The sequence below is a fragment of the Streptosporangium sp. NPDC023963 genome (genome assembly GCF_040639135.1).
Lineage (GTDB): Bacteria > Actinomycetota > Actinomycetes > Streptosporangiales > Streptosporangiaceae > Streptosporangium.
On sequence record NZ_JBEZZK010000017.1, the window covers coordinates 147,218 to 167,632 of the forward strand.

Consider the following 20,415-nt stretch of genomic DNA (forward strand, 5'->3'; position numbering starts at 1 on the left):
CGGGGGGCGTCCCTCAGGCCAGCCGGGCCGGGAAGCCGCCGGTGGCGATGGGGCCCCAGCGCTCCGGGGTGAGGCGCAGCAGCGACTTGCCCTGCCGCGCCATGGCCGCCCGGTACTCGTCCCAGTCGGGGTGCTCGCCGGAGATCGACCGGTAGTAGTCGACCAGCGGTTCGAGGGCCTCCGGCAGGTCGAGGACCTCGGCGGTGCCGTCCACCTGCACCCAGGGGCCGTCGAAGTCGTCCGACAGGACCACGATGCTGACCCGGGGATCGCGGCGGGCGTTGGAGGTCTTGGCCCGCTCGGGGTAGGTGGACACCACGATCCGGCCCTCGGCGTCGACGCCGCAGGTCACCGGGGACGCCTGCGGCCTGCCGTCGCGCCGCGCCGTGATGACCAGCGCGCGGTGGCGGTCACGGAGGAAATCCAGAAGGCGGTCGCGGGAGACGACCTCGTTGGTTGCGATCTTCGGGCTCATAATGCCCACTCTACGGGGGATGTGGCACGCCCGAATTAACGCCCTGACGAATGGAAAATGGCTCTCTTTCTCGGGAGATATGTGGTCAAGAGTCGTCTAATGGGGCATTTGACACCAAATATCAGGGAATTGATCTCCAATGCAGGACATGAGTGGCTCGGGAACCCGCCGACGGACCCCGGATGGCTCATCCGCCCAAACAAGGAGATAACCGTGAAGCAGAAGTCTCTTCTGGCATCGGCCCTGACCGTGCTCGCCCTGACCGCCGTCCCCGCCGCGCAGGCGGTCGCCGCCGACGCGCGCGTCCTCTCTCCCACACCGATCCCGACGGACACGGCCCTGCCGACCGACAGCGCCTCGCCCACGGACAGCATGTCGCCCGAGCCCTCGGGCGCGATGACGGAGCCGTTCGGCCCCGGGTGCGCGTCCCTGCCCGCCAGCGGCGAGGGCAGCCTCAGCGAGATGGCCTCGCAGCCGGTCGCCACCGCGGCCGCCTCCAACCCCGCCCTGTCCACGCTGGCCCAGGCGATCGAGCAGGCCGGTCTGACCGAGACGCTCAACTCCGCCAAGGACATCACGGTGTTCGCGCCGACCAACGACGCGTTCGCCAAGATTCCGAAGGAGGCGCTCGACAAGCTCCTGGCCGACAAGGCGGAGCTCACCAAGGTCCTGACCTACCACGTCGTCGAGGGGAAGAAGGCTCCCGAGGACCTGAGCAGCGGCGACCTGACCACGATGCAGGGAGGAACGCTGAACGTCACGGGCTCCGGTGAGGACTTCACCGTCAACGACGCCAAGGTCGTCTGCGGCAACATCCAGACCTCCAACGCCGTCGTCTACCTCGTCGACACGGTGCTCATGCCGAAGTGACCGCCGCGACGGCCACGACGGTCCCGGTGGCCGTCGTGGCCCGGCCGGCCGGGTCGTGATCCGGCCTGGTGATCGGCCGGGTCGTGAGCGGCCGGGATGATCCGGCCGAAGGAGGGGGTGCCCGTGTGCGGCGTCCCTCACCCGTGGCCCCGCACGCGTGCCCTCCACCCACGGCTCCGCCCGCGTGCCCCGCCCCCACGACCCCGACGCGCGTCCTTCACCCGTGCCCCGCACGCGTGCCCTGTCCCACGGCCCCGCCCGCGTCTCTCATCCGTGTCCGCCTCTCATCCGTGTCCGTCTCTCATCCGTGTCCGTCTCTCATCCGTGTGCGCCGCCCGCCCATACCCGTCTCGTGCCGTCCGGCGATCAAGGGGACGTCGTGCGACTAGCGCCCCGATCCACGGGTAACTGGCCGTCACACGGAGGGAAGGCGGAGGGCATGAACATCAAGGACAGGTTCGGGCCGAGGGCGCGGAGGCTGCGGGCGGTGGCCCGCAAGGTCTTCGGCTGGCGGGACCTGCGGCCCGGGCAGCTCGACGCCATGCGCCACCTGCTGGGCGGCGGCGACGCCCTCGTGGTCATGCCCACCGGCAGCGGCAAGTCGGCCGTGTACCAGGTACCGGCCCTGCTGCTCGACGGGCCCACCGTCGTCGTCTCACCGCTCATCGCCCTCCAGCGCGACCAGGTCGCCGGGCTGGCCGAGGCCGACGCGGGCGGCGCGGTCGCGGTCAACTCCGCCCAGTCCGGCGGCGAGGCGTCCCTGGAGGCCGTACGCGCGGGCGCGGCCGAGTTCGTGTTCCTCTCGCCCGAGCAGCTCGCCAAACCGGAGACGGTCGAGCGGCTGCGCGCCGCGCGTCCCTCGCTGATCGCCGTGGACGAGGCGCACTGCGTGTCGGCGTGGGGGCACGACTTCCGGCCCGACTACCTGAGGCTGGGCCAGGTCATCGAGCGGCTGGGGCATCCGCCGGTGGTGGCGCTGACCGCGACGGCCGCCCCCGCGGTGCGCGAGGAGATCATCACCGCCCTCGGCCTGAGGAACGTCCGCCAGATCGTGCGGGGCTTCGACCGGCCCAACATCGACCTGGAGGTGCGCCGCTTCGTCACCCAGGAGGACCTGAGGCGGGCGCTGGTGGAGGACGCGGCGTCCCGCTCCGGGCTCGGGCTGGTCTACGTCGCCACCCGCCGCGCCGCCGAGGAGTACGCCACCGCGCTGCGCGAGGCCGGTCGCAGGGCCGAGCCGTACCACGCGGGGATGAAGGCGGCCGAGCGCCACAGGATCCACGAGATGTTCCGCGACGACGAGCTGGACGTGGTGGTCGCGACCTCGGCGTTCGGCATGGGCATCGACAAGCCGGACGTGCGGTTCGTGCTGCACGCCGCCCCGCCGGAGTCGCCGGACTCCTACTACCAGGAGATCGGCCGTGCCGGGCGGGACGGCGAGCCCGCCGCCGCGGTGCTGTTCTACCGTTCGGAGGACCTCGGGCTGCGCAGGTTCTTCGCCGGGGGACGGGCCGACGAGGAGCTCCTGCTGCGCGTCGCCACGCTGGTGCACGAGCACGGCGGCACCGTACCGGCGGGGGAGCTGCGCACCCTGCTCGGCGTCGGCGCCACCCGGCTCACCCGGCTGGTCAACCTGCTGGAGCGGGCGAGCGCGATCGAGGTCACCGGCGAGGGCGACCTGCGCGGGGTGCCCGAGGGGCCCGAGCCCGAGGCGGCCGCGGCGCGGGCCGTCGAGCTGGACGACACCCGGCGCCGCATCGACGACTCCCGGATCGACATGATGCGCGCGTACGCGGAGACCACGGGGTGCCGCCGCCGCTTCCTGCTCGAGTACTTCGGCGAGCCGCGCGAGCGCGGCTGCGACGCCTGCGACACCTGCCGCGCCGGCCTCCCCGACGAGCAGGAGGCCGTGACGGGGGCGGGGGAGGAGGGGCCCTTCGCGATGCACGCCAGGGTGCGGCACAGCGCCTGGGGACCGGGGATGGTGATGAGCAGGGAGAGCGACCGGATCACCGTGCTGTTCGACGAGGTCGGCTACAAGACGCTCTCCCTGGAGGCCGTCGAGCGCGACGACCTCCTGGTCGCGGGCTAGGCGTCGCGGGCTGGGCAGGGCGGGCGGGGCGGGCGGGGCCCGCGGGGCCGGAGCCGGGTCAGCCCCCGGACTTGCGGGCCACCCCGCCCATCGTCCACGTCCTGTCGCGGCCCTGCGCGGCGAGCGGGTTGTCGGGGCGCCAGTGGCGTACGTAGACCAGGCCGGGGTCGACCAGTTCCAGCCCGTCGAAGAAGCGCAGCACCTGCTCGCTCCGCCGCGAGGCGTCCTCGCCGCGGCTGAGGATCCGCTTGAAGATCTCGACTATCGGGCCTTGGGCGTCCGGGCGCGTGTCGAAGACGACGTGGCCGATGGCGAAGTGGCTGCCGACCGGCACCGCGTCGCGAAGGACGGCCACGCTCTTGTGCGGGTCGTCCTCGTCGGGGATGAACTGCAGGGCCGACAGGATCAGCACGGCCACCGGCAGGTCCAGGTCGACCAGGCGCAGCAGCTCCGGGTCGGCGAGCAGCTCGCCGGGATGCATCACGTCACCCTCGACGACGCCGGTGAAGGGGTTGGTGGCCAGCGTGGCGCGGGCGTGGGAGAGCACCACCTGGTCGTCGGAGACGTAGACCACGCGCGTCTCGGGCACGATCTCCTGAGCCACCTGGTGGACGTTGCGCTGGTTGGGCAGCCCTGAGCCGATGACGACGAACTGGGTCATGCCCTCCTCGACGAGATAGCGCACCACCCGGCCGAGGAACGCCTGGGCCTCGCGTGTCATGTCCCTGACCTCGGGCGCGATGGCCAGCACCTCCTCGGCCGCCCTGCGGTCGGCGGCGAAGTTGTCCTTACCGCCCAGGAAGTAGTTGTTCATTCTGGCGATGTTGGGCACGCTGGTGTCCAGGCCCGCCCCCGGCCGCCGGGACGCATCGCTCATGTGTCGGCTCCCCCTTTTCCTGTGACAATAAAGAACCGCACGATGCGTGAACAGGTGTCAAGACGCGGTTTATACATGAAAAACGCGGTTATTTGCCAAGAAAGTCTATTCCTTGCGGGCAACGCCGCCGACGACCCAGATGGAGTCCGGCCGGTGGGGCGCCGCGCCCTCCGGCCGCCATTCCGGGATGTAGACGACACCCGGCTCGACCGGCCGCAGCCCGTCGAGGAAGAGCTCGACCTCGGCCTTGGTCCGCAGGTTCGCCCGCCGGGGACCGGTGATCGACCCGCTGTCCTGGAAGAGGGCGGCGAGCCTCGCGGTCCTCTCCGGGCACAGGTCCGAGACCGCGTGGGAGAGGGCCAGGTAGCTGCCCGGCACGACGGCCTTCTGCAGGGCGGCCGTGATCTGCATGGCCTGCATGTCGTCGGAGAGGTCGGTCAGCACCGAGAACAGCAGGATCGCCACGGGCTCGTCGAGGTCGATCATGTCGGTGAGGCCGGGATGCGCCAGGAGCCGCTCCGGGTCGCGGATGTCCGCCTCGACGACCGCGGCCGGGCTGTTCTCCTTCAGGAGGGCCTGGGCGTGGACGACGACCATCGGATCGTTGTCGACGTAGACGACCCGCGCCTCGGGCGCGACGCCGCGCAGGATCTGGTGCACGCTGCCCTGGGTCGGCAGGCCGCAGCCGATGTCGACGAACTGCCGGATGCCGGCCTGCACGAGGAACCGTACGGCGCGGTCGAGGAACCTGCGCCCCTCCCTCGACATGGCGGGGAGCTCGGGGGCGATCGCGAGTGCCGCCTGCGCGGCGGCCCGGTCGGTGGCGAAGTTGTCCTTGCCGCCCAGGAAGTAGTCGGTTATCCGGCCCGCGTTCGGGATCGTGGGGTCGAACCTGAGGCGCTCAGGTTGTGGCGACGCCATGATGTCCTCCGTCCAGCCATGCGGTTCCAGCGGACATTATCGACCTTCCGCCCACGCTGTGCTGTATTTCTTGCCAGAGCCTCCTTCCGCTCATGTCACTTTTTGAACACTCGGCGCTCCGCACCCCTGCTCCGCGTCTCCCTCGCCGGTGGCGGGCAGGCCGCCGGGACGGGTTCGCCGGCGCCGCCGGCGGCGGGCCTTTCGGGTGTCGTCGGCGGGCGGGTGCCGTCAGTGGCAGGCCTCCAGGTGACGTTCCCCCGACGGGGGCAGGGCGAAGGCCGCCCACACCGCCTTGCCGCGGCTCTCCAGCGGGGCCCAGCCCCACGTCTCGCTGACGCCGTCGACCAGCTGGAGTCCCCGGCCGTTCTCCGCCTCGTAGTCGGGCTCACGCAGGCAGGGCCCCTGGTCGCTGGGGTCGGTGACCGCGCACAGCACCGAGCGCTCGGTGTGGCAGAGGATCACCTTGACCTCGGGAAAGGGGCGGGCGTGCAGGACGCCGCGGGTGCCGTGGCGCAGGGCGTTGGTCACGAGTTCGGAGACCACGACACCGGTGTCGTCGATCAGCGGCTCCAGCTCCCAGGCCCGCAGCGACCTGGTGGTGAACTCGCGGGCGGTCCGTGCCGCGCACGGGTCGTAACGAAGGCTGCGCACGGCCATCTGCAACTGGCCGGCGTGGCCCTCGTCGCCGGCCCAGGGGGGCAGGCCGCTCGGGGGAAGTAGGTGATCAAGCATCGACAACCACCGTTCCCACCCGCCGATCTCAGCTCGGACAGGTGTGGCTTCGTGTCTTTGGTAACCAGTCATCGGCGACCTTGCGGAGGGGGGCGATCGTATGGCGAGGTTGATCCGTCTAGTCATCTTGCCCTCCGTAATGTGCATAGGCAAGTACAGATGCACGTGCATCTGCACAAAAAGCTCTATGCTCGGAGTGTTGTTTCCCTCCCCGACCGGTGAGAGGCGAGGATGAACCAGCTGTACAGCGGCATGTCGGCCGCCCTGATGGACGGCGTCGTGTGGCGCAAGAGTCATTTCAGCAACCCCAGCGGCAACTGCGTGGAACTCGCGGAGCTCCCCGACGGCAGCGTCGCGATGCGCAACTCCCGCGATCCGGAGGGCCCCGCGCTGATCTACACCCGCCGCGAGGCCGGCGACTTCGTCCGCGGGGTGAAGGGCGGGGAGTTCGACGACCTGATCATCTGAGTTTCCGGGCCGTGGTTGAAAAATAAAACTCTCTATGGTCTGGACGCGGTGAGCGGAGTACCGTGAAGGCTCGCGATCGCCACAAAGAGTGTGCAGAGGCTCGCGTTCCGCGCCCGAAGGACTGCAGATGATCACACCCGACGCCGACGGCCCGCCGGTCAGCCCAACCTCGATGGCCGCGCCGCGAGGCAGCTCCACCGTGCTGCGGATCGTCCTGGGCGCGCAGCTCCGCCGCCTGCGCGAGCAGCGGGGCATCACGCTGGAGGAGGCGGGGCACTCCATCCGCGCCTCGCACTCCAAGGTCAGCCGCATGGAGCTCGGCAGGGTCAGCTTCCGGATCAGGGACGTGGCCGACCTGCTCACCCTGTACGGGGTGACCAGCGACGCCGAGCGCGAGCCGCTGCTGTCCCTCGTCGAGAAGGCCAACCTCACCGGCTGGTGGCACAACTACAACGACGTGCTGCCCCACTGGTTCGAGACGTACGTGGGCCTGGAGGAGTCGGCCGCCGGCATCCGCAACTACGAGGTGCAGTTCGTGCCCGGCCTGCTGCAGAGCGAGGGCTACGCGCGGGCCGTCATCCGGCTGGGCTTCCCCTCGGCCTCCCACGACGAGCTGGACCGCAGGGTGAAGCTGCGCATGGCACGCCAGCGGCTGCTGCGCCGCCCGGACCCGCCCCACCTGTGGGCCGTGCTCGACGAGGCCGTGCTGCGCCGCCCGCTCGGCGGGGTCCAGGAGATGTGCGAGCAGATCGACCACATCCTGCGGGCGCTCGAACTGCCCAACGTGACCGTCCAGATCGTGCCCTTCAGCGTCGGCGGCCACGCCGCGGCCGGCGGGCCCTTCAGCATCCTGCGGTTCTCCCAGCCCGACCTGCCCGACGTCGTCTACATGGAGCAGCTCACCAGCGCCGTCTACCTGGAGAAGCGCGACGACGTCGACAGCTACCTGGAGGTCATGGAGCGCCTGTGCATCGAGGCCGAGCCGGCCACGCGCACCCGTGAGATCCTCCTGGGGATCCGCGAGGAGTTCCAGCGGAGGCTGTGATCAGGAAACGGGGCTCATGGGACCGTTGAACGATCCGGAAACCTCACGGGATCGTTGAACGATCCGGAAACGGGGCTCACGGGACCGGTGAACGCGGGGTCTCCGGGCCCGTGACGTCGCCCGGCCGCGACCGCCGGGCGGGCGCCTTGCGCGGAGCCCCGGGCCCGTGACGCGGCCCGGCCGCAACCGCCGGGCGGCGCCGTACGAAGATGTGGGCATGAGATGTCTCGTGACCGGCGCGGCCGGATACATCGGAGGGCGGCTCGTCCCCGAACTGCTCGACGCGGGTCATGAGGTCCGCTGCATGGTGAGGTCGGCCGGCCGCCTGCGTGACCAGCCGTGGGCCTCCCGGGTCGAGGTCGCCCAGGCGGACGCGTCGGACGCCGAGCAGGCCGCCAGGGCCCTGGAGGGCATCGAGGTCGTCTACTACCTCATCCACACGATGGGCGGGGGGAGCGACTTCGCCGCCGCCGACCGCGCGGCGGCCACCACCTTCGCCGCCGCGTGCGAGCGCGCGGGGGTCCGCCGCGTCGTCTACCTCGGCGGTCTCGTCCCGGAGGAGAGGCCCTCCCACCCCGGCGGCCTGGTCCCGGGCGACGGGCGCCCCCACCCCGGCGCCCCCGCGCCGGGCGAGAAGCTCTCGCCGCACATGAGCTCCCGCGTCGAGGTGGGGGAGATCTTCCTGCGCTCCTCGACGCCCGCGGTGGTGCTGCGGGCGGCGGTCATCATCGGATCCGGCTCCGCCTCCTTCGAGATGCTGCGCTACCTCACCGAGCGGCTGCCCGTGATGACGACGCCGCGCTGGGTCGCCACCAGGACGCAGCCCATCGCGATCCGCGACGTGCTGCGCTACCTCGTGGCCTGGGCCTCCGTCGAGGAGGAGGTGAACCGCTCCTTCGACATCGGCGGCCCGGACGTGCTCACCTACGCCGACATGATGCGGGTCTACGCGGAGGTCGCCGGGCTGCCCCGCCGGCTGATCATCCCGGTCCCGGTGCTCAGCCCCGGCCTGTCGAGCCACTGGGTGGGACTGGTCACCCCGGTCCCGGCGGGCCTGGCCCGCCCGCTGGTGGAGTCGCTGCGCAACGAGGCCGTCTGCGGCGAGCACGACATCGCCCGCCACGTCGAGGACCCGCCCGGCGGCCTGACCGGGCTGAGACGGGCGATCGAACTCGCCCTGGAGCGCATCAAGGAGGCCAAGGTCGTCACCCGCTGGTCCTCGGCCTCCATCCCCGGCGCGCCGAGCGACCCGCTGCCCACCGACCCCGACTGGGCGGGCGGCAGCCTGTACGTCGACGCGCGGGCCCGCCGGGTCGGCGCCTCGCCGGAGGCCCTGTGGGCGGTCGTCGAGGCCGTCGGCGGGGAATCGGGCTGGTACTCCCTGCCGCTGGCCTGGAGTCTGCGCGGCCTCCTCGACCGGCTGGTCGGCGGCGTGGGCCTGCGCCGGGGGCGCCGCGACCCCAAGCGGCTCCGGGTGGGCGACTCGGTCGACTTCTGGCGGGTCGAGGAGGTCGAGCCGGGGCGCCTGCTGCGGCTGCGCGCGGAGATGCGCCTGCCCGGCCTCGCCTGGCTGGAGATGCGGGTGCTCACATACCGGGGGGAGACCGTCTACGGCCAGCGGGCGATCTTCCACCCCCACGGCCTGGCCGGGCACCTCTACTGGTGGTCGGTCGCGCCCTTCCACAGCCTGATCTTCGGGCCGATGCTGCGCAACGTGGCGAAGGCCGCCGAGCGCGGCGTCCTGCCCGTCCCTCCCGGGGGCCGGGCTCCGGCCTCCGGGGTGCGCGTCGCCGGCGAGCCCAGGGACGCCGTTCCCGGCTGACCCGCCGGCGGCCCGCCCGTCACGGCTCGCCCTCGCGGGTCACGAGGACGTCGACGATGTCCGCGTACCCGATCTCCTTGTGCGTGAACTGTCCCGCCACCGCGAACTCCGCGAGGCCGTGGGCGGTCGAGAGCAGGGCCATCACCCGGGCTTTGGACGCCGGCCCGTCCCAGGGACCCCGCATGCCGAGCGCGCTCGTCACCTGGTCGATCGCCGTCTCCAGCTCCGGGTGGTGCCCGGCGAGGAACTCCGCGGCGAACACCAGCCGGTACTCCTCGCGGTGCGTCGTGGCGTACTCGACGTAGCTCAGGTAGAAGGCCCGCAGCCGGTCGCGCGGGCTCGTCCCCTCCAGGGTCGCCGCGGCGACGTGCGCGCTGAGGTCGGTGATGACCCGGACGGCGAGCGCCGCCAGCAGCGCGGTCTTGTCGTCGAAGTGCCGGTAGGGGGCCGTACGGGACAGGCCGGCCAGGTCGCCGACGGCGCGCAGCGTCACGGCGTCGAGCCCTCCCTCGCGCAGCAGCCTCAGCGCGCTGTCGACCAGGCGGGTCCTGGTGTCGTCCACCATGCGGGTCCACCTTCCCGGGCCTCGAGTGTTGACAACGTCAACGTACCTGGTTGACACTGTCAACATGATGTTGACGACGTCAACCGGAGAGCTATGAAGATCACGGTGAACGGGCTGCCCGCCACGGTGGACGCCGGCCCCGACGACGCCGCCGTGGACGTCCTGCGCGACGGACTCGGCCTCACCGGCGCCAAGGCCGCCTGCCGTACCGGAGTCTGCGGCGCGTGCACGGTCATGGTGGACGGGGTTCCCCAGGCGAGCTGCCTGCTGCCGTCCGCCGCGCTGGAGGATCGCGAGATCACCACCGCCGAGGGTCTCGACCATCCCGTCCAGCGGGCGCTCGCGGTCCACGACGGCCTGCAGTGCGGCTACTGCACGCCCGGGTTCGCGGTCGAGGGCGCCGCCTTCGTCGACGCCTGGCGCGCCGAGCACGGCGACGTCGCGCCGCCGCGCGAGCGGGTCGCCGCCGCCCTCGCCGGTCACCTGTGCAGGTGCGGCGCGTACGAGGGGATCCACGCCGCGATCGCCGCCGCCTGCCGGGGAGAGCACGACGGCGCCGCGGGGACGCCCGCCCGGGTGGAGGCGATGGACAAGGTCACAGGCCGCGCCCGCTACACCACCGACGTACGCCTCGAGGGCCGGCTGGAAGGGGTGATCATCCGCTCCACGAGGGCGCACGCCCGCGTCACCTCGGTCACGGTGGACGCCGCCCACGTGGTCGACCTGCTGCCGCCCGACCGTACCGTCCGCTACGCGGGCCAGCCCGTCGCCGCCGTCGCCGCCCCCACCCGCCGCGAGGCGCTGGCGATCGCGGAGGCCGCCGAGATCGGCTACGACCCGATGCCCGCCGCGCTCGACGACGCGCCGGACGCCCCGCCCGTCTACGACGAGGCCGCCAAGAAGCACGTCCCCAGCTCCAGCGAGGGGCTGGAGCTGCCCGGCGACTGGAACGGCAACGTGCGCGGCCCCTTCACCAGGGCGAGCTGGCGCGGGCGCACCGCCGTCAAGAGGATCGAGGCCGCCCGCCGCGACGCCGACCCCCGCCTGGTGACCGGCACCTTCACCACCGCCGTCCAGGTCCACACCCCGCTGGAGCCGCACGCCTGCGTCGCCCGCTGGGACGCCGAGGGCGACCTGCACCTGCACCTGTCCACCCAGACCGTGGGCATGGCCGCCGAGCAGGCCGCCAAGCGGTGGAACCTGCCCGCCGGGCGGGTGCACGTCGTCGCCGACCACGTCGGCGGCGGCTTCGGGGCCAAGAGCGGCGTCGGCACGGAGACGATCGCCGCCGTCGAGCTCGCGCGGGCCTGCGGCGCGCCGGTGCGCGTGGTGTTCAGCCGTGCCGAGGAGCTCACCGACGCGGGCAACCGCCCCGGCACCCGCACCACCCTCGAACTGCTCACCGACGACCGGGGCGACCTCGCCGCCCTCACCATGGACGTCCACGGGCGCGGCGGGGTGGCCATCGGGTCGGCCGTCGCGGTGATGGCCCGCCTCATGTACGGCACCGCGCCCCGGCGGCTCCGCGACTACGACGTGGTCACCAACGAGCCGCCGGGCACCCCGTTCCGCGGGCCGGGGGCGCCGCCCATGCTCTGGGCGCTGGAGCAGGCGGTGGACGAGGCCGCCCACCGCCTGGGCGAGGACCCGATCGCGCTGCGCCGCCGCTGGGACGGCAACCGCAAGCGGCACGCCCTCTACGACGTGGCCGCGGCCCTGCCCGGATGGACGACCAGGCCGCGGACCGGCTCCCAGACGGGCCGCTTCCGCCGGGGTGTCGGGGTGGCCGCCGCCAACTGGGCCTACATGCTCGACCCCGGCACGGAGGTGGAGCTGCGCGTCGAGGGCGACGTGGTCGTGGCCCGCACCACGACCCAGGACATCGGGACCGGCATCCGCACCGTCATCGCCGATGTCGTGCGCGAGGAGCTCGGGCTGCCCGCCGGGCGCGTCCGCGTCGAGATCGGCAGGACGGGCACCGTGCACGGGCCGGCCTCGATCGGCAGCCGCACCACGGTCTCGGTGGCCCCCGCCGCGCGCGACGCCGCGCGGCGCCTGCGGAAGCTGGGCGTGACCGACGGCGCCCGGGCCGTCGGCGGGCGCCGCCGCGACCGGCGCGGCTACGTCACCCCGTTCCCGGTGGGCGGCATGGCGATCGGCCGCGGGTTCAGCGGCTCGGTCCACGTCACCGAGGTCGAGGTCGACACCCGCCTGGGCGTCGTCAGGCCGCTGCGGGTGTGGGCCGGGATCGCGGTGGGCCACATCTACGCCGAGCGGCTGGCGCGCAGCCAGTGCGAGGGCGGCGTCGTGCAGGGCATCGGCTACGCCCTGTACGAGGAGCGCCTGGTCGACCCGGTGACGGGAGTCGTGCTGACCGCCAACCTCGACGACTACCGCGTCCCCGGCATCGGCGACACCCCCGAGATCACCGTCCACTTCCACCAGGAGGGATGGGACCACGTCAACGGCCACGGCGTCGGGGTCGGCGAGATCTCCACGGTCGGCGTGGCCGCCTCGGTGGGCAACGCCGTCCACAACGCCACCGGCTGGCGCCCCCACGACCTGCCCATCCGCCCCGACCGGCTCCTCGAGGGGATCGCCCGGTGATCCCCTTCCCGCGGATCCGCGCCGGAGGGTGTTCGATGATCCCTGCACTGGAAGGTGTTCGATGACCGTACTCACCGACCTCGGCGAGGCCGTGCGGCGCGGGGGCGAGTTCCGCGCCGGAGGCACCGACCTGATGGGCCGCCGCACGGCGGGGCCGCACGTGGACCTGCGCGGCCTGCCCGATCTGTCCGGCGTCACCTGGCGGCCGGACGGCTCCGCCGGGATCGGCGCGCTGACCACGGTCGCGGGAGTGGCCCGCGACGCGCGCCTGGCCGCCGGCCACCCCTGCCTGGCGCTGACGGCGGCGGCCCTGGCCACCCCCCAGATCCGGGAGGTGGCCACCGTCGGGGGCAACCTGCTGCAGCGCAACCGCTGCACGTACTTCCGCAACCCGGCCTTCTCCTGCCACCAGGACGGCGGCGACCACTGCCCGGCCCGCGCCGGGCTCGCCCCGAACGCCGCGATCCTCGGCACCGGCCCGTGCGTCGCTCCGCACCCGTCGTCGCTGGCGGTGGCCCTGCTCGCCTGCGACGCCTCCGTCGAGGTGCACGGCAGGGACGCGTTCCCGATCGCCGAGCTGTACGGAGACGGCTCGGACCCCTCCCGAGACCACCTGCTGGCCGCGGGGGAGATCCTTCTCTCCGTCGTCCTGCCGCCGCCCGTGCCGGGGGAGCGGGCCGCCTACCACCGGGCGATCGGCAGGTCGGAGGCCGAGTGGCCGCTGGTGGAGGCAGTGGCGCGGCTCGTCGTCGACGGCGGCGGGATCACCTTCGCCAGGGTGGCCGCGGGGGGCGTCGCCCGCGTCCCCGTCCGCCTGCCCGAGGTCGAGGAGGCGCTCCTGGCGGGCGAGTCCCTGGACCGGGCGGCCGGGCTGGCCACCGCCCGGTGCGCCCCGGCGGCCCGCGACTCCTACAAGCTCGCGCTGCTCGCCGGGACCGTCCTGGAGGTCCTGGAGCGCGCGACCGGCACCGGCGAGCCCCGCTGACCGGACCGTCCCCCGCCGCGCGAGGGCGGGGGACGGCGGGGGACCGGCCGGTCCGATACCGGAAGGGGCCCGTCACGGTGGGGCCGTGGGGTCCGGCCTAGCGGGGCGGACGGGCCGCCGTGACCAGGCCCGTCTCGTAGGCGACGATGACGAGCTGGGCCCGGTCGCGCGCGCCGAGCTTGCCGAGCAGGCGGCCCACGTGCGTCTTCACGGTCGCCAGGCTCAGGGTCAGGTGATCGGCGATCTCCGTGTTGGACAGTCCCCTGGCGACGAGCGCCAGCACGTCGAGCTCCCGCCCGGTGACCCCGTCGAGCTCGCGGGCCGTCGGGCGCGCCGGTTCGGGGCGCCGGGAGAACTCGGCGATGAGCCGGCGCGTCACCGTCGGCGCGAGCAGCGCCTCGCCGGAGGCGAGCACCCGGATCGCGGCCAGCAGGTCGCCCGGCGGGGTGTCCTTGAGCAGGAAACCGCTGGCCCCGGCCCGCAGCGCCGCGTAGACGTACTCGTCCAGGTCGAACGTGGTGAGCATGAGCACCCGCACCCCCGGGACGCCCGCGGGGCCGCAGATGCGGCGGGTCGCCTCGATGCCGTCCATCTCCGGCATCCGCACGTCCATGAGCACGACGTCCGGCGACTCGCCGCGCGCCAGCTCCACCGCCTCGGCACCCGTCCCGGCCTCGCCGACCGTCACCAGGTCGGGCGCGGTGTCCACCAGCACCCGGAAGCTCCCGCGCAGCAGCGCCTGGTCGTCGGCGACGAGCACCCGGATCACCGGGCCTCCTCGTGCGGCACGCGCGCCGGGCCGGGTGACCCGGCCGTCTCCCCGTGCGGCACGCGCGCCGGGTGGGTTCCCAGGGGCGGCGGGCACGTCCCCTCGCCCGGTGCGCGCGCCTCCCGGTGCGGCACGCGCGTCTCCTCGTACGGGATGCGGGCCGAGACCCCGAACCCGCCCTCCGGGCGGCGCCCGGCAGTGAAGCTCCCGCCGTACACGGCCACCCTCTCGCGCATCCCGATCAGGCCGTGCCCCGGCCCGCCGGGCAGCACCCGCTCGCCGGGCCCGTCGTCGGCGACCTCGATCCGGACCTCGCCCCCGGACGCCTCGACCCAGACCCGGCACCGGGCGGGGGCGGCGTGCCTGACGACGTTGGTCAGCGCCTCCTGGACGATCCGGTGGACCGACAGCTCCACTCCCTCGGGCAGGCCGGTCGCCCGGACGTCCAGCTCGACGCGCACCCCGGCCATCGACGCCCGCTCCGCGAGGCCGGTGAGACCCGCGAGACCGGGGGAGGGGGAGAGGGCGGGCGGCGCGCAGAGATCGGCGTCGTGGCCGGCGTCGTGGCCGGCGTCGAGGTCGGAGCGGAGCACTCCCAGCAGCTGGCGCATCTCGGCCAGGGCGCCCCTGCTGGCGGTCTCGATGACGCGCAGCGCGTCCGTGGCCTCCTCGGGCCGCACGGCGGCGACGTGGTGGGCGACGCCCGCCTTGACCGCGATCAGGCTCATGCTGTGCGCCACCACGTCGTGCAGCTCGCGGGCGATCCGCAGCCGCTCCTCGGCCACCGCCCGGCCCGCGAGCTGCTCGGCCGCCCGCGCCGTGTACGCCCGCCGCTCCCGCACGGCGCGGCCCGCGACCCAGGCGCCGCCCATGAACGCCACCCCCACCAGCAGCGGCCCGGCGACGCCGGGCGCCGGGGCGGGGGTGCCCACCGCCGACAGCAGCAGGACGGCCACCGCGCCGCAGGCGCCGATCGCGATCGTGGGCTCCCACCGGGGCCGGGGCCGGGTGAGCGCCACGAGGTAGAGCGCGAAGGCCGCCGCCGCGAACCTGTCGTGCACCGTGCCGAGCACGACGAGGGACACCAGCGACGTCGCGAAGACGGCGCAGAAGACGGCGAGCGGCCACAGCCGCCGTACCGCGAGCGGCAGGGTGATCCCGGCCAGGATCAGGAACCGCGCCCACGCGGGCACCGCCGGGTCCGGGAGCCCGGCGCCGAACAGCAGCAGCGCGAGCGCGTACCCCGCCGCCCCCAGGGTGTCGAGGCGGACGAGCCGGGCACGGCTCCAGTGCCGCGGGAAGAGCGAGTCGTCCACGGTGAGGTCCACGATGAGACCGTATCCGCCAAGGTCGCGTCCCCGCCTCCTCCCACGGGACGTCATCCCCGGGGCCGACCCTCCCGCGCCGCGGGCGCCGCCGTCGGACCCGGGGCCGACCGCGAAGTGCCCGCCCTGGCCCGACGCGCCCGGCGCCCGCCCCGCGAGAGCCTCGACGACATGATCGAAGTCAGGGAGTTGACCAAACGCCACGGCGCGACCGTCGCGGTGGACGGGCTGTCGTTCCAGGTGAGGCCGGGCCTGGTCACCGGGTTCCTCGGCCCCAACGGCGCGGGGAAGTCGACCACGATGCGCGTGCTGCTCGGGCTGGACGCCCCCACCTCCGGCCAGGGGCTCGTCAACGGGCGCCGCTACGCGACGATGCGGCACCCCCTGCACGAGGTCGGCGCGCTGCTCGACGCGAACGCGGTGCACGGCGGGCGCAGCGCCTACGACCACCTGCGCTGCCTGGCGCGGAGCAACGGGATCGGGGTCTCGCGGGTGGCCGGCGTCCTGGAGCGGGTGGGCCTGGCGGGCGTGGCCCGCAGGCGGGCCGGTGACCTCTCGCTCGGCATGCGGCAGCGGCTGGGGATCGCGGCGGCACTGCTGGGCGACCCGGGCGTGCTGATGTTCGACGAGCCGGTCAACGGGCTCGACCCGCAGGGCGTGCGGTGGATCCGCCACCTGATGCGCTCGCTGGCCGCCGAGGGGCGCACCGTGCTGCTCTCCAGCCACCTGATGAGCGAGATGGAGCTCACCGCCGACCGCCTCGTGATCATCGGGCGCGGCCGGCTGGTCGCCGAGACCACGGCCGGGGACCTGGCCGCCCGCCGCGACCGGGGTGTGCTGGTGCGCTCCCCGCGCGCCGCCGAACTCACCGGCGTGCTGGAGGCCGCCGGCGCGACGGTCGGGACGGACCCGGGCGGGGGACTGGTCGTCAGGGGGCTGGACATCGCGCGGATCGGGGACCTGGCCGCGGCCGCCGGCCTCGCCGTGCACGAGGTCACCCCGCGCGGCGCCTCGCTGGAGGAGGCGTACATGGAGCTGACCGGCGACAGCACCGAGTACCGGGCGGGCGGGCGATGACCGGTCTCCCGCGTCTCCCGCGTCTCCCGCGGCGCGAGGCGGCGGGGAGCCGCCTGGCGGCCGACGTGCTGGCCGCCGAGTGGCTGAAGCTGCGCACGGTCCGCTCCACCTGGTACGTCCTGGCCGCCGTCGCCGCCTCCGTCGCGCTCATGGCGGTGTTCACCCTCTACGTGGGCGGCCTGTGGGACGGGCTGCCTCCCGAACGGCGGGCCACCCTGCGCGCCGCGCGGCCCGAGCAGCTCCTGCTGCTGCCGGTGCAGATCTGCATGGCCGTGCTCGGGGTCCTCGCGTTCACCTCCGAGCACGCCACCGGCATGGCCCGCACCACCTTCACGGCGGTGCCGCAGCGCGGAGCGGTGCTGGCGGCCAGGGCGGCGGTCGTGGCCGCCGTCGCGTTCGCCGTGGGGCAGGGGAGCGGGCTGGTGACGTTCGCCGCCGGCCGGCTGATCATCGGTGACCGCCCGATCCCGGGCTTCGCCTCGTCGCTGCCCGAGGAGTTCCCCGGGATGTTCGCCGCAGGGCTGTCGGCGGTGGTGCTCGCCATGGTCGGGCTCGGCGCGGGCGCCGTGCTGCGCTCCACCGCCGGGGCGATCACCGGCGTCGTCGCGTACCTGTACGTCCTGCCGAGGTTCGCGACCGCGCTGCCCGCCCCGTGGAACGCCAGGGTCGGCTCGGTGCTGCTGGAGGACCTGACCCGGCAGGCCGCGGGCGAGCCGCCCCTGGCGGTCGGGCTCGGCGACGCGCCCGGCGGGATCGGGCTGTCCCCGGCGGCGGCGCTGGCGGTGATGGCCCTGTACGTCGTCGCGGCCCTCGGCGCGGCGGCCGTCGCGATCGCCCGCAGGGACGTCCGGTGATCGGCGACCGGCTCGCAGGGGGCGCCGGCGAGGGACCGTCGGCCACGGCATGTGGCCGGCACCGCAGCACGCACATCGGGGCGCAGGCCGCCGGACACGGCGGATCACCGGAACGCGGCCGGCGCGACGGGCCGCCGCTTCCGCCGAGTGGCGAGCCGTTCCTCGTACCCGGCTTCGCCCGCGCGGGCCTGGCCAAGCTCACGGCCGAACCCCCGCCGGCTCACCTCGATCCCCGAGCCGCCCCGCTCGTCTGACAGCATTGGCACTTGCCGTGAGGGACAGGCGGCATGAGCAGCTGCGCCGGCCCCACGTCCGTCCGGGCACCTGATCGGATCGGACCGCAGCGGTCGGGTACGGCCGGGGTTCTTCCGGCAGGGTTGACACCGAAAGGGGGCCTCGTGATCTCGGCGCTCAACCAACTTGTCGATCTCGTCGAGAAGCATCTCGCCGAGGAGTTCGACATCCACGGGCTGGCCAGGGAACTCGGCACGACCGAGTACCACCTGCGCCGGATGTTCTCGTCGTTGGCCGGCATGCCGCTGTCGGAGTACGTGCGCCGCCGCCGCATGACCGTCGCCGCCGCCGACGTCGTCCGGGGCGAGGACGATCTGCTGAGCATCGCCGTCCGGTACGGATACGGCTCGACCGAGGCGTTCGGACGCGCGTTCCGCGCGGTCCACGGCTCCGGTCCCGGCGACGTGCGCCGCGACGGAGGCCCCCTGCGCACACAACCGCAGCTCAGGTTCCGCCTGACCGTCGAAGGGAGCATCCCCATGGACACCCGCATCGTCGACCGCCCCGCGTTCCGGCTGGTCGGACACGCAGCCCGGGTTCCGCTCATCCACCGGGGCGTCAACCCGCACATCCAGCGGCACATCGCCGCACTGCCACAGGAGGAGCATCTCCGGCTGAAGGCCCTCAGCGACACCGAACCGAGGGGCCTGCTGCAGGTCTCCGACGACCTCGACCCCGACAGCGCGGAGGGGAGCGAGCTGACCTACCTGCACGGGGTCGCCGTCTCTCGGGACACGCCGGTCCCCGACGACCTCGACGCCATCGAGGTGCCGGCCGGCATGTGGGCGGTCTTCCGCACCGCCGGACCGCATCCGCAGGCCCTGCAGACGGCCTGGGCCGCGACCGCGACCGAGTGGTTCCCCTCCAACCCGTGGCGTCTGCGGCCAGGTCCCTCGATCGTCGCGGTCCTCGAGCGGGCGGACGACTTCAGCACCGCGACATGCGAGCTGTGGCTGCCCGTCGAACCGGTGTGACGGACCGCGGTAACCTCGCGGGCGCTTGTGAGACGGCGGGATCCTTACAGGGTCCCGGTGCGCGCCTGGCCGATCGGTTCATCGGCCGGGCGTACTCGAACTCGGGTGATTCGAAATCCCGCGGGAAACGGCACATCCGCTCGTCCGTGCGGCGGACGCCGTGCCGTTCGTGAAAGGCGATGGCGCCCGTGTTCGCGCTGAGCGCCTCCGATCTCACTCATGATCGACAAAGCTGTGGAGCCGAAGACGCCATCGGTTGATCATGATCTTCAAGGGGTCGGTTCCCGACACCTCTCACATCAGGTCATCCCAGTCCCATCGCCGCGCGGGGGAACCGTCAGGCCGGCAGCCGAACGTTTTCAACGACGGGCTGTCTCCGATGTCGCAGTAGAACTCGAACAGGCCGAGTGCAGGAAGGCGGCGAGACAGTACGGCGATCTGCTCGTGCGCGCCTACCCTCCGCAGGCGGTCCAGTAGCCGGCCGACCGCGTCCGAGCTGTCGACCGTGGCATGCCGGGCGGGGTCGCGGCCGAGCAGTACCGCGATCTGCTCGTCCGCACTCACCTCCCGCAGGCTGTCCAGCAGGTAGCCGACCGCGCGCGGGTTGTCGAGCGCGGTGTGCCGGGCGGCTCGGTCGGCCAGTGCCGCGATCTGCCCGTCCGCCCCGACCCTTCGCAGGCTGCTCAGCAGCCAGCCGACCGCGCGCGGGTCGTCGACCGCGGTGTACCGGGCGGGGTCGCGGCCGAGCAGTGCCGCGACCTGCCCGTGTGCCCCGACTCTTCGCAGGCTGTCCAGCAGCCGGCCGATCGCGCGGGGGTCGTCGAGCGCGGTGTGCCGGGCGGCTCGGTCGGCCAGTGCTGCGATCTGCTCGTCCGCCCCGACTCTCCGCAGGCGGTCAAGTAGCCGGCCGACGGCGTCCGGGTCGTCGAGCGTGGTGTGCCGGATGGCTCGGTCGGCCAGTGCCGCGATCTGCTCGTCCGCCCCTGCCTCCCGCAGGCTGTCCAGCAGCCGGCCGACCGCGTCCGGGTCGTCGAGCGTGGCGTTCCGGACGGCTCGGCCGGCCAGTATCGCCACCTGCTCGTGCGCGTCCACCTTTCGCAGGCTGTCCAGCAGCCAGCCGACCGCGTCCGGGTCGTCGAGCGCGGTGTGCCGGGCGGGGTCGCGGCCGAGCAGTGCCGCGATCTGCTCGTGCGCGTCCACCTTTCGCAGGCTGTCCAGCAGCCAGCCGACCGCGCGCGGGTCGTCGAGCGCGGTGTGCCGGGCGGGGTCGCGGCCGAGCAGTGCCGCGACCTGCCCGTGTGCCCCGACTCTTCGCAGGCTGTCCAGCAGCCGGCCGATCGCGCGGGGATCGTCGAGCGCGGTGTGCCGGGCGGCTCGGTCGGCCAGTGCCGTGACCTGTTCGTGGGCCCCCACTTCCCGCAGGCCGTCCAGCAATCGGTCGACCGCGCGGGGGTCGTCGAGCGCGGTGTGCCGGGCGGCTCGGTCGGCCAGTGCCGTGACCTGTTCGTGGGCCCCCACTTCCCGCAGGCCGTCCAGCAGCCGGTCGACCGCGCGGGGGTCGTCGACCGCGGTGTGCCGGGCGGCTCGGTCGGCCAGTGCCGTGACCTGTTCGTGGGCCCCCACTTCCCGCAGGCCGTCCAGCAATCGGTCGACCGCGCGGGGG

At 73.6% G+C, this 20,415-nt stretch carries 19 protein-coding genes; 11 read left to right on the forward strand and 8 right to left on the reverse strand.

The features are described from left to right. Positions 1 to 13: 13 nt before the first annotated feature. Positions 14 to 475, reverse strand: coding sequence for a PPOX class F420-dependent oxidoreductase (locus AB0F88_RS35955; protein ID WP_362694865.1), 462 nt, complete (start codon positions 473 to 475; stop codon positions 14 to 16). 213 nt (positions 476 to 688) lie between these two features. On the opposite strand from AB0F88_RS35955, the gene AB0F88_RS35960 reads away from it, so the two are divergent. Then, complete coding sequence (locus AB0F88_RS35960) at positions 689 to 1,345, forward strand: fasciclin domain-containing protein (protein ID WP_362694868.1); 657 nt, start codon at positions 689 to 691, stop codon at positions 1,343 to 1,345. A 439-nt stretch (positions 1,346 to 1,784) separates the two neighbouring features. Beyond that, complete coding sequence (locus tag AB0F88_RS35965; protein ID WP_362694871.1) at positions 1,785 to 3,437, forward strand: ATP-dependent DNA helicase RecQ; 1,653 nt, start codon at positions 1,785 to 1,787, stop codon at positions 3,435 to 3,437. A 58-nt stretch (positions 3,438 to 3,495) separates the two neighbouring features. Here the strand turns inward: AB0F88_RS35965 and AB0F88_RS35970 are convergent, their stop codons facing one another. The 3 genes from AB0F88_RS35970 to AB0F88_RS35980 all read right to left on the reverse strand — a co-directional run bounded on the left by AB0F88_RS35970 (position 3,496) and on the right by AB0F88_RS35980 (position 5,967). After that, positions 3,496 to 4,314, reverse strand: coding sequence for an SAM-dependent methyltransferase (locus AB0F88_RS35970; RefSeq protein ID WP_362694874.1), 819 nt, complete (start codon positions 4,312 to 4,314; stop codon positions 3,496 to 3,498). Between the two features lie 105 nt (positions 4,315 to 4,419). Continuing rightward, entirely contained in the window at positions 4,420 to 5,235 is an 816-nt protein-coding gene (locus AB0F88_RS35975; RefSeq protein WP_362694877.1) for an SAM-dependent methyltransferase, read from the reverse strand. A gap of 228 nt (positions 5,236 to 5,463) precedes the next feature. Then, positions 5,464 to 5,967, reverse strand: coding sequence for an ATP-binding protein (locus tag AB0F88_RS35980; RefSeq protein ID WP_362694880.1), 504 nt, complete (start codon positions 5,965 to 5,967; stop codon positions 5,464 to 5,466). Positions 5,968 to 6,198: 231 nt separating this feature from the next. Here AB0F88_RS35980 and AB0F88_RS35985 point away from each other — a divergent pair, with 231 nt between their 5' ends. The 3 genes from AB0F88_RS35985 to AB0F88_RS35995 all read left to right on the forward strand — a co-directional run bounded on the left by AB0F88_RS35985 (position 6,199) and on the right by AB0F88_RS35995 (position 9,302). Continuing rightward, positions 6,199 to 6,435 carry a DUF397 domain-containing protein gene (locus AB0F88_RS35985; protein WP_362694883.1) on the forward strand — a complete coding sequence of 79 codons (237 nt, stop codon included), beginning with the start codon at positions 6,199 to 6,201 and terminating at the stop codon, positions 6,433 to 6,435. Between the two features lie 127 nt (positions 6,436 to 6,562). Continuing rightward, a complete protein-coding gene (locus tag AB0F88_RS35990; RefSeq protein ID WP_362694886.1) occupies positions 6,563 to 7,480 on the forward strand; it encodes a helix-turn-helix transcriptional regulator in 918 nt (305 codons plus the stop codon). A gap of 217 nt (positions 7,481 to 7,697) precedes the next feature. Further along, on the forward strand, positions 7,698 to 9,302 hold the full coding sequence (locus AB0F88_RS35995; protein WP_362694889.1) for an SDR family oxidoreductase: 1,605 nt from the start codon (positions 7,698 to 7,700) through the stop codon (positions 9,300 to 9,302). 19 nt (positions 9,303 to 9,321) lie between these two features. Here the strand turns inward: AB0F88_RS35995 and AB0F88_RS36000 are convergent, their stop codons facing one another. Beyond that, positions 9,322 to 9,867, reverse strand: a complete 546-nt coding sequence (locus AB0F88_RS36000; protein ID WP_362694892.1) for a TetR/AcrR family transcriptional regulator — start codon at positions 9,865 to 9,867, stop codon at positions 9,322 to 9,324. 93 nt (positions 9,868 to 9,960) lie between these two features. On the opposite strand from AB0F88_RS36000, the gene AB0F88_RS36005 reads away from it, so the two are divergent. Both AB0F88_RS36005 and AB0F88_RS36010 read left to right on the forward strand, forming a co-directional pair. After that, positions 9,961 to 12,474, forward strand: coding sequence for a molybdopterin cofactor-binding domain-containing protein (locus tag AB0F88_RS36005; protein WP_362694895.1), 2,514 nt, complete (start codon positions 9,961 to 9,963; stop codon positions 12,472 to 12,474). Positions 12,475 to 12,535: 61 nt separating this feature from the next. Beyond that, positions 12,536 to 13,459: an FAD binding domain-containing protein gene (locus tag AB0F88_RS36010; protein ID WP_362694898.1), complete on the forward strand. Its 924-nt coding sequence runs from the start codon at positions 12,536 to 12,538 to the stop codon at positions 13,457 to 13,459. Between the two features lie 97 nt (positions 13,460 to 13,556). Here AB0F88_RS36010 and AB0F88_RS36015 read toward each other — a convergent pair whose 3' ends face one another. Together AB0F88_RS36015 and AB0F88_RS36020 are read right to left on the reverse strand one after the other, a co-directional pair. Further along, positions 13,557 to 14,228 (reverse strand): response regulator transcription factor, encoded by a 672-nt coding sequence (locus AB0F88_RS36015; RefSeq protein WP_362694901.1) that lies wholly within the window; start codon positions 14,226 to 14,228, stop codon positions 13,557 to 13,559. Continuing rightward, positions 14,225 to 15,556 carry a sensor histidine kinase gene (locus AB0F88_RS36020; protein WP_362694904.1) on the reverse strand — a complete coding sequence of 444 codons (1,332 nt, stop codon included), beginning with the start codon at positions 15,554 to 15,556 and terminating at the stop codon, positions 14,225 to 14,227. The genes AB0F88_RS36015 and AB0F88_RS36020 overlap by 4 nt, the downstream gene beginning before the upstream one ends. 168 nt (positions 15,557 to 15,724) lie before the next feature. Here AB0F88_RS36020 and AB0F88_RS36025 point away from each other — a divergent pair, with 168 nt between their 5' ends. The 4 genes from AB0F88_RS36025 to AB0F88_RS36040 all read left to right on the forward strand — a co-directional run bounded on the left by AB0F88_RS36025 (position 15,725) and on the right by AB0F88_RS36040 (position 18,752). Next, on the forward strand, positions 15,725 to 16,630 hold the full coding sequence (locus tag AB0F88_RS36025; protein ID WP_362694907.1) for an ATP-binding cassette domain-containing protein: 906 nt from the start codon (positions 15,725 to 15,727) through the stop codon (positions 16,628 to 16,630). Continuing rightward, positions 16,627 to 17,484 (forward strand): ABC transporter permease, encoded by an 858-nt coding sequence (locus AB0F88_RS36030; RefSeq protein ID WP_362694910.1) that lies wholly within the window; start codon positions 16,627 to 16,629, stop codon positions 17,482 to 17,484. Before AB0F88_RS36025 ends, AB0F88_RS36030 begins: the two co-directional genes overlap by 4 nt. After that, positions 17,481 to 17,738 carry a hypothetical protein gene (locus tag AB0F88_RS36035; RefSeq protein ID WP_362694913.1) on the forward strand — a complete coding sequence of 86 codons (258 nt, stop codon included), beginning with the start codon at positions 17,481 to 17,483 and terminating at the stop codon, positions 17,736 to 17,738. The genes AB0F88_RS36030 and AB0F88_RS36035 overlap by 4 nt, the downstream gene beginning before the upstream one ends. 144 nt (positions 17,739 to 17,882) lie before the next feature. Continuing rightward, positions 17,883 to 18,752: an AraC family transcriptional regulator gene (locus AB0F88_RS36040; RefSeq protein WP_362694916.1), complete on the forward strand. Its 870-nt coding sequence runs from the start codon at positions 17,883 to 17,885 to the stop codon at positions 18,750 to 18,752. Between the two features lie 294 nt (positions 18,753 to 19,046). Here the strand turns inward: AB0F88_RS36040 and AB0F88_RS36045 are convergent. Next, a partial coding sequence (locus tag AB0F88_RS36045) for a hypothetical protein (protein ID WP_362694919.1) occupies positions 19,047 to 20,415 on the reverse strand: 1,369 nt, incomplete at its 5' end.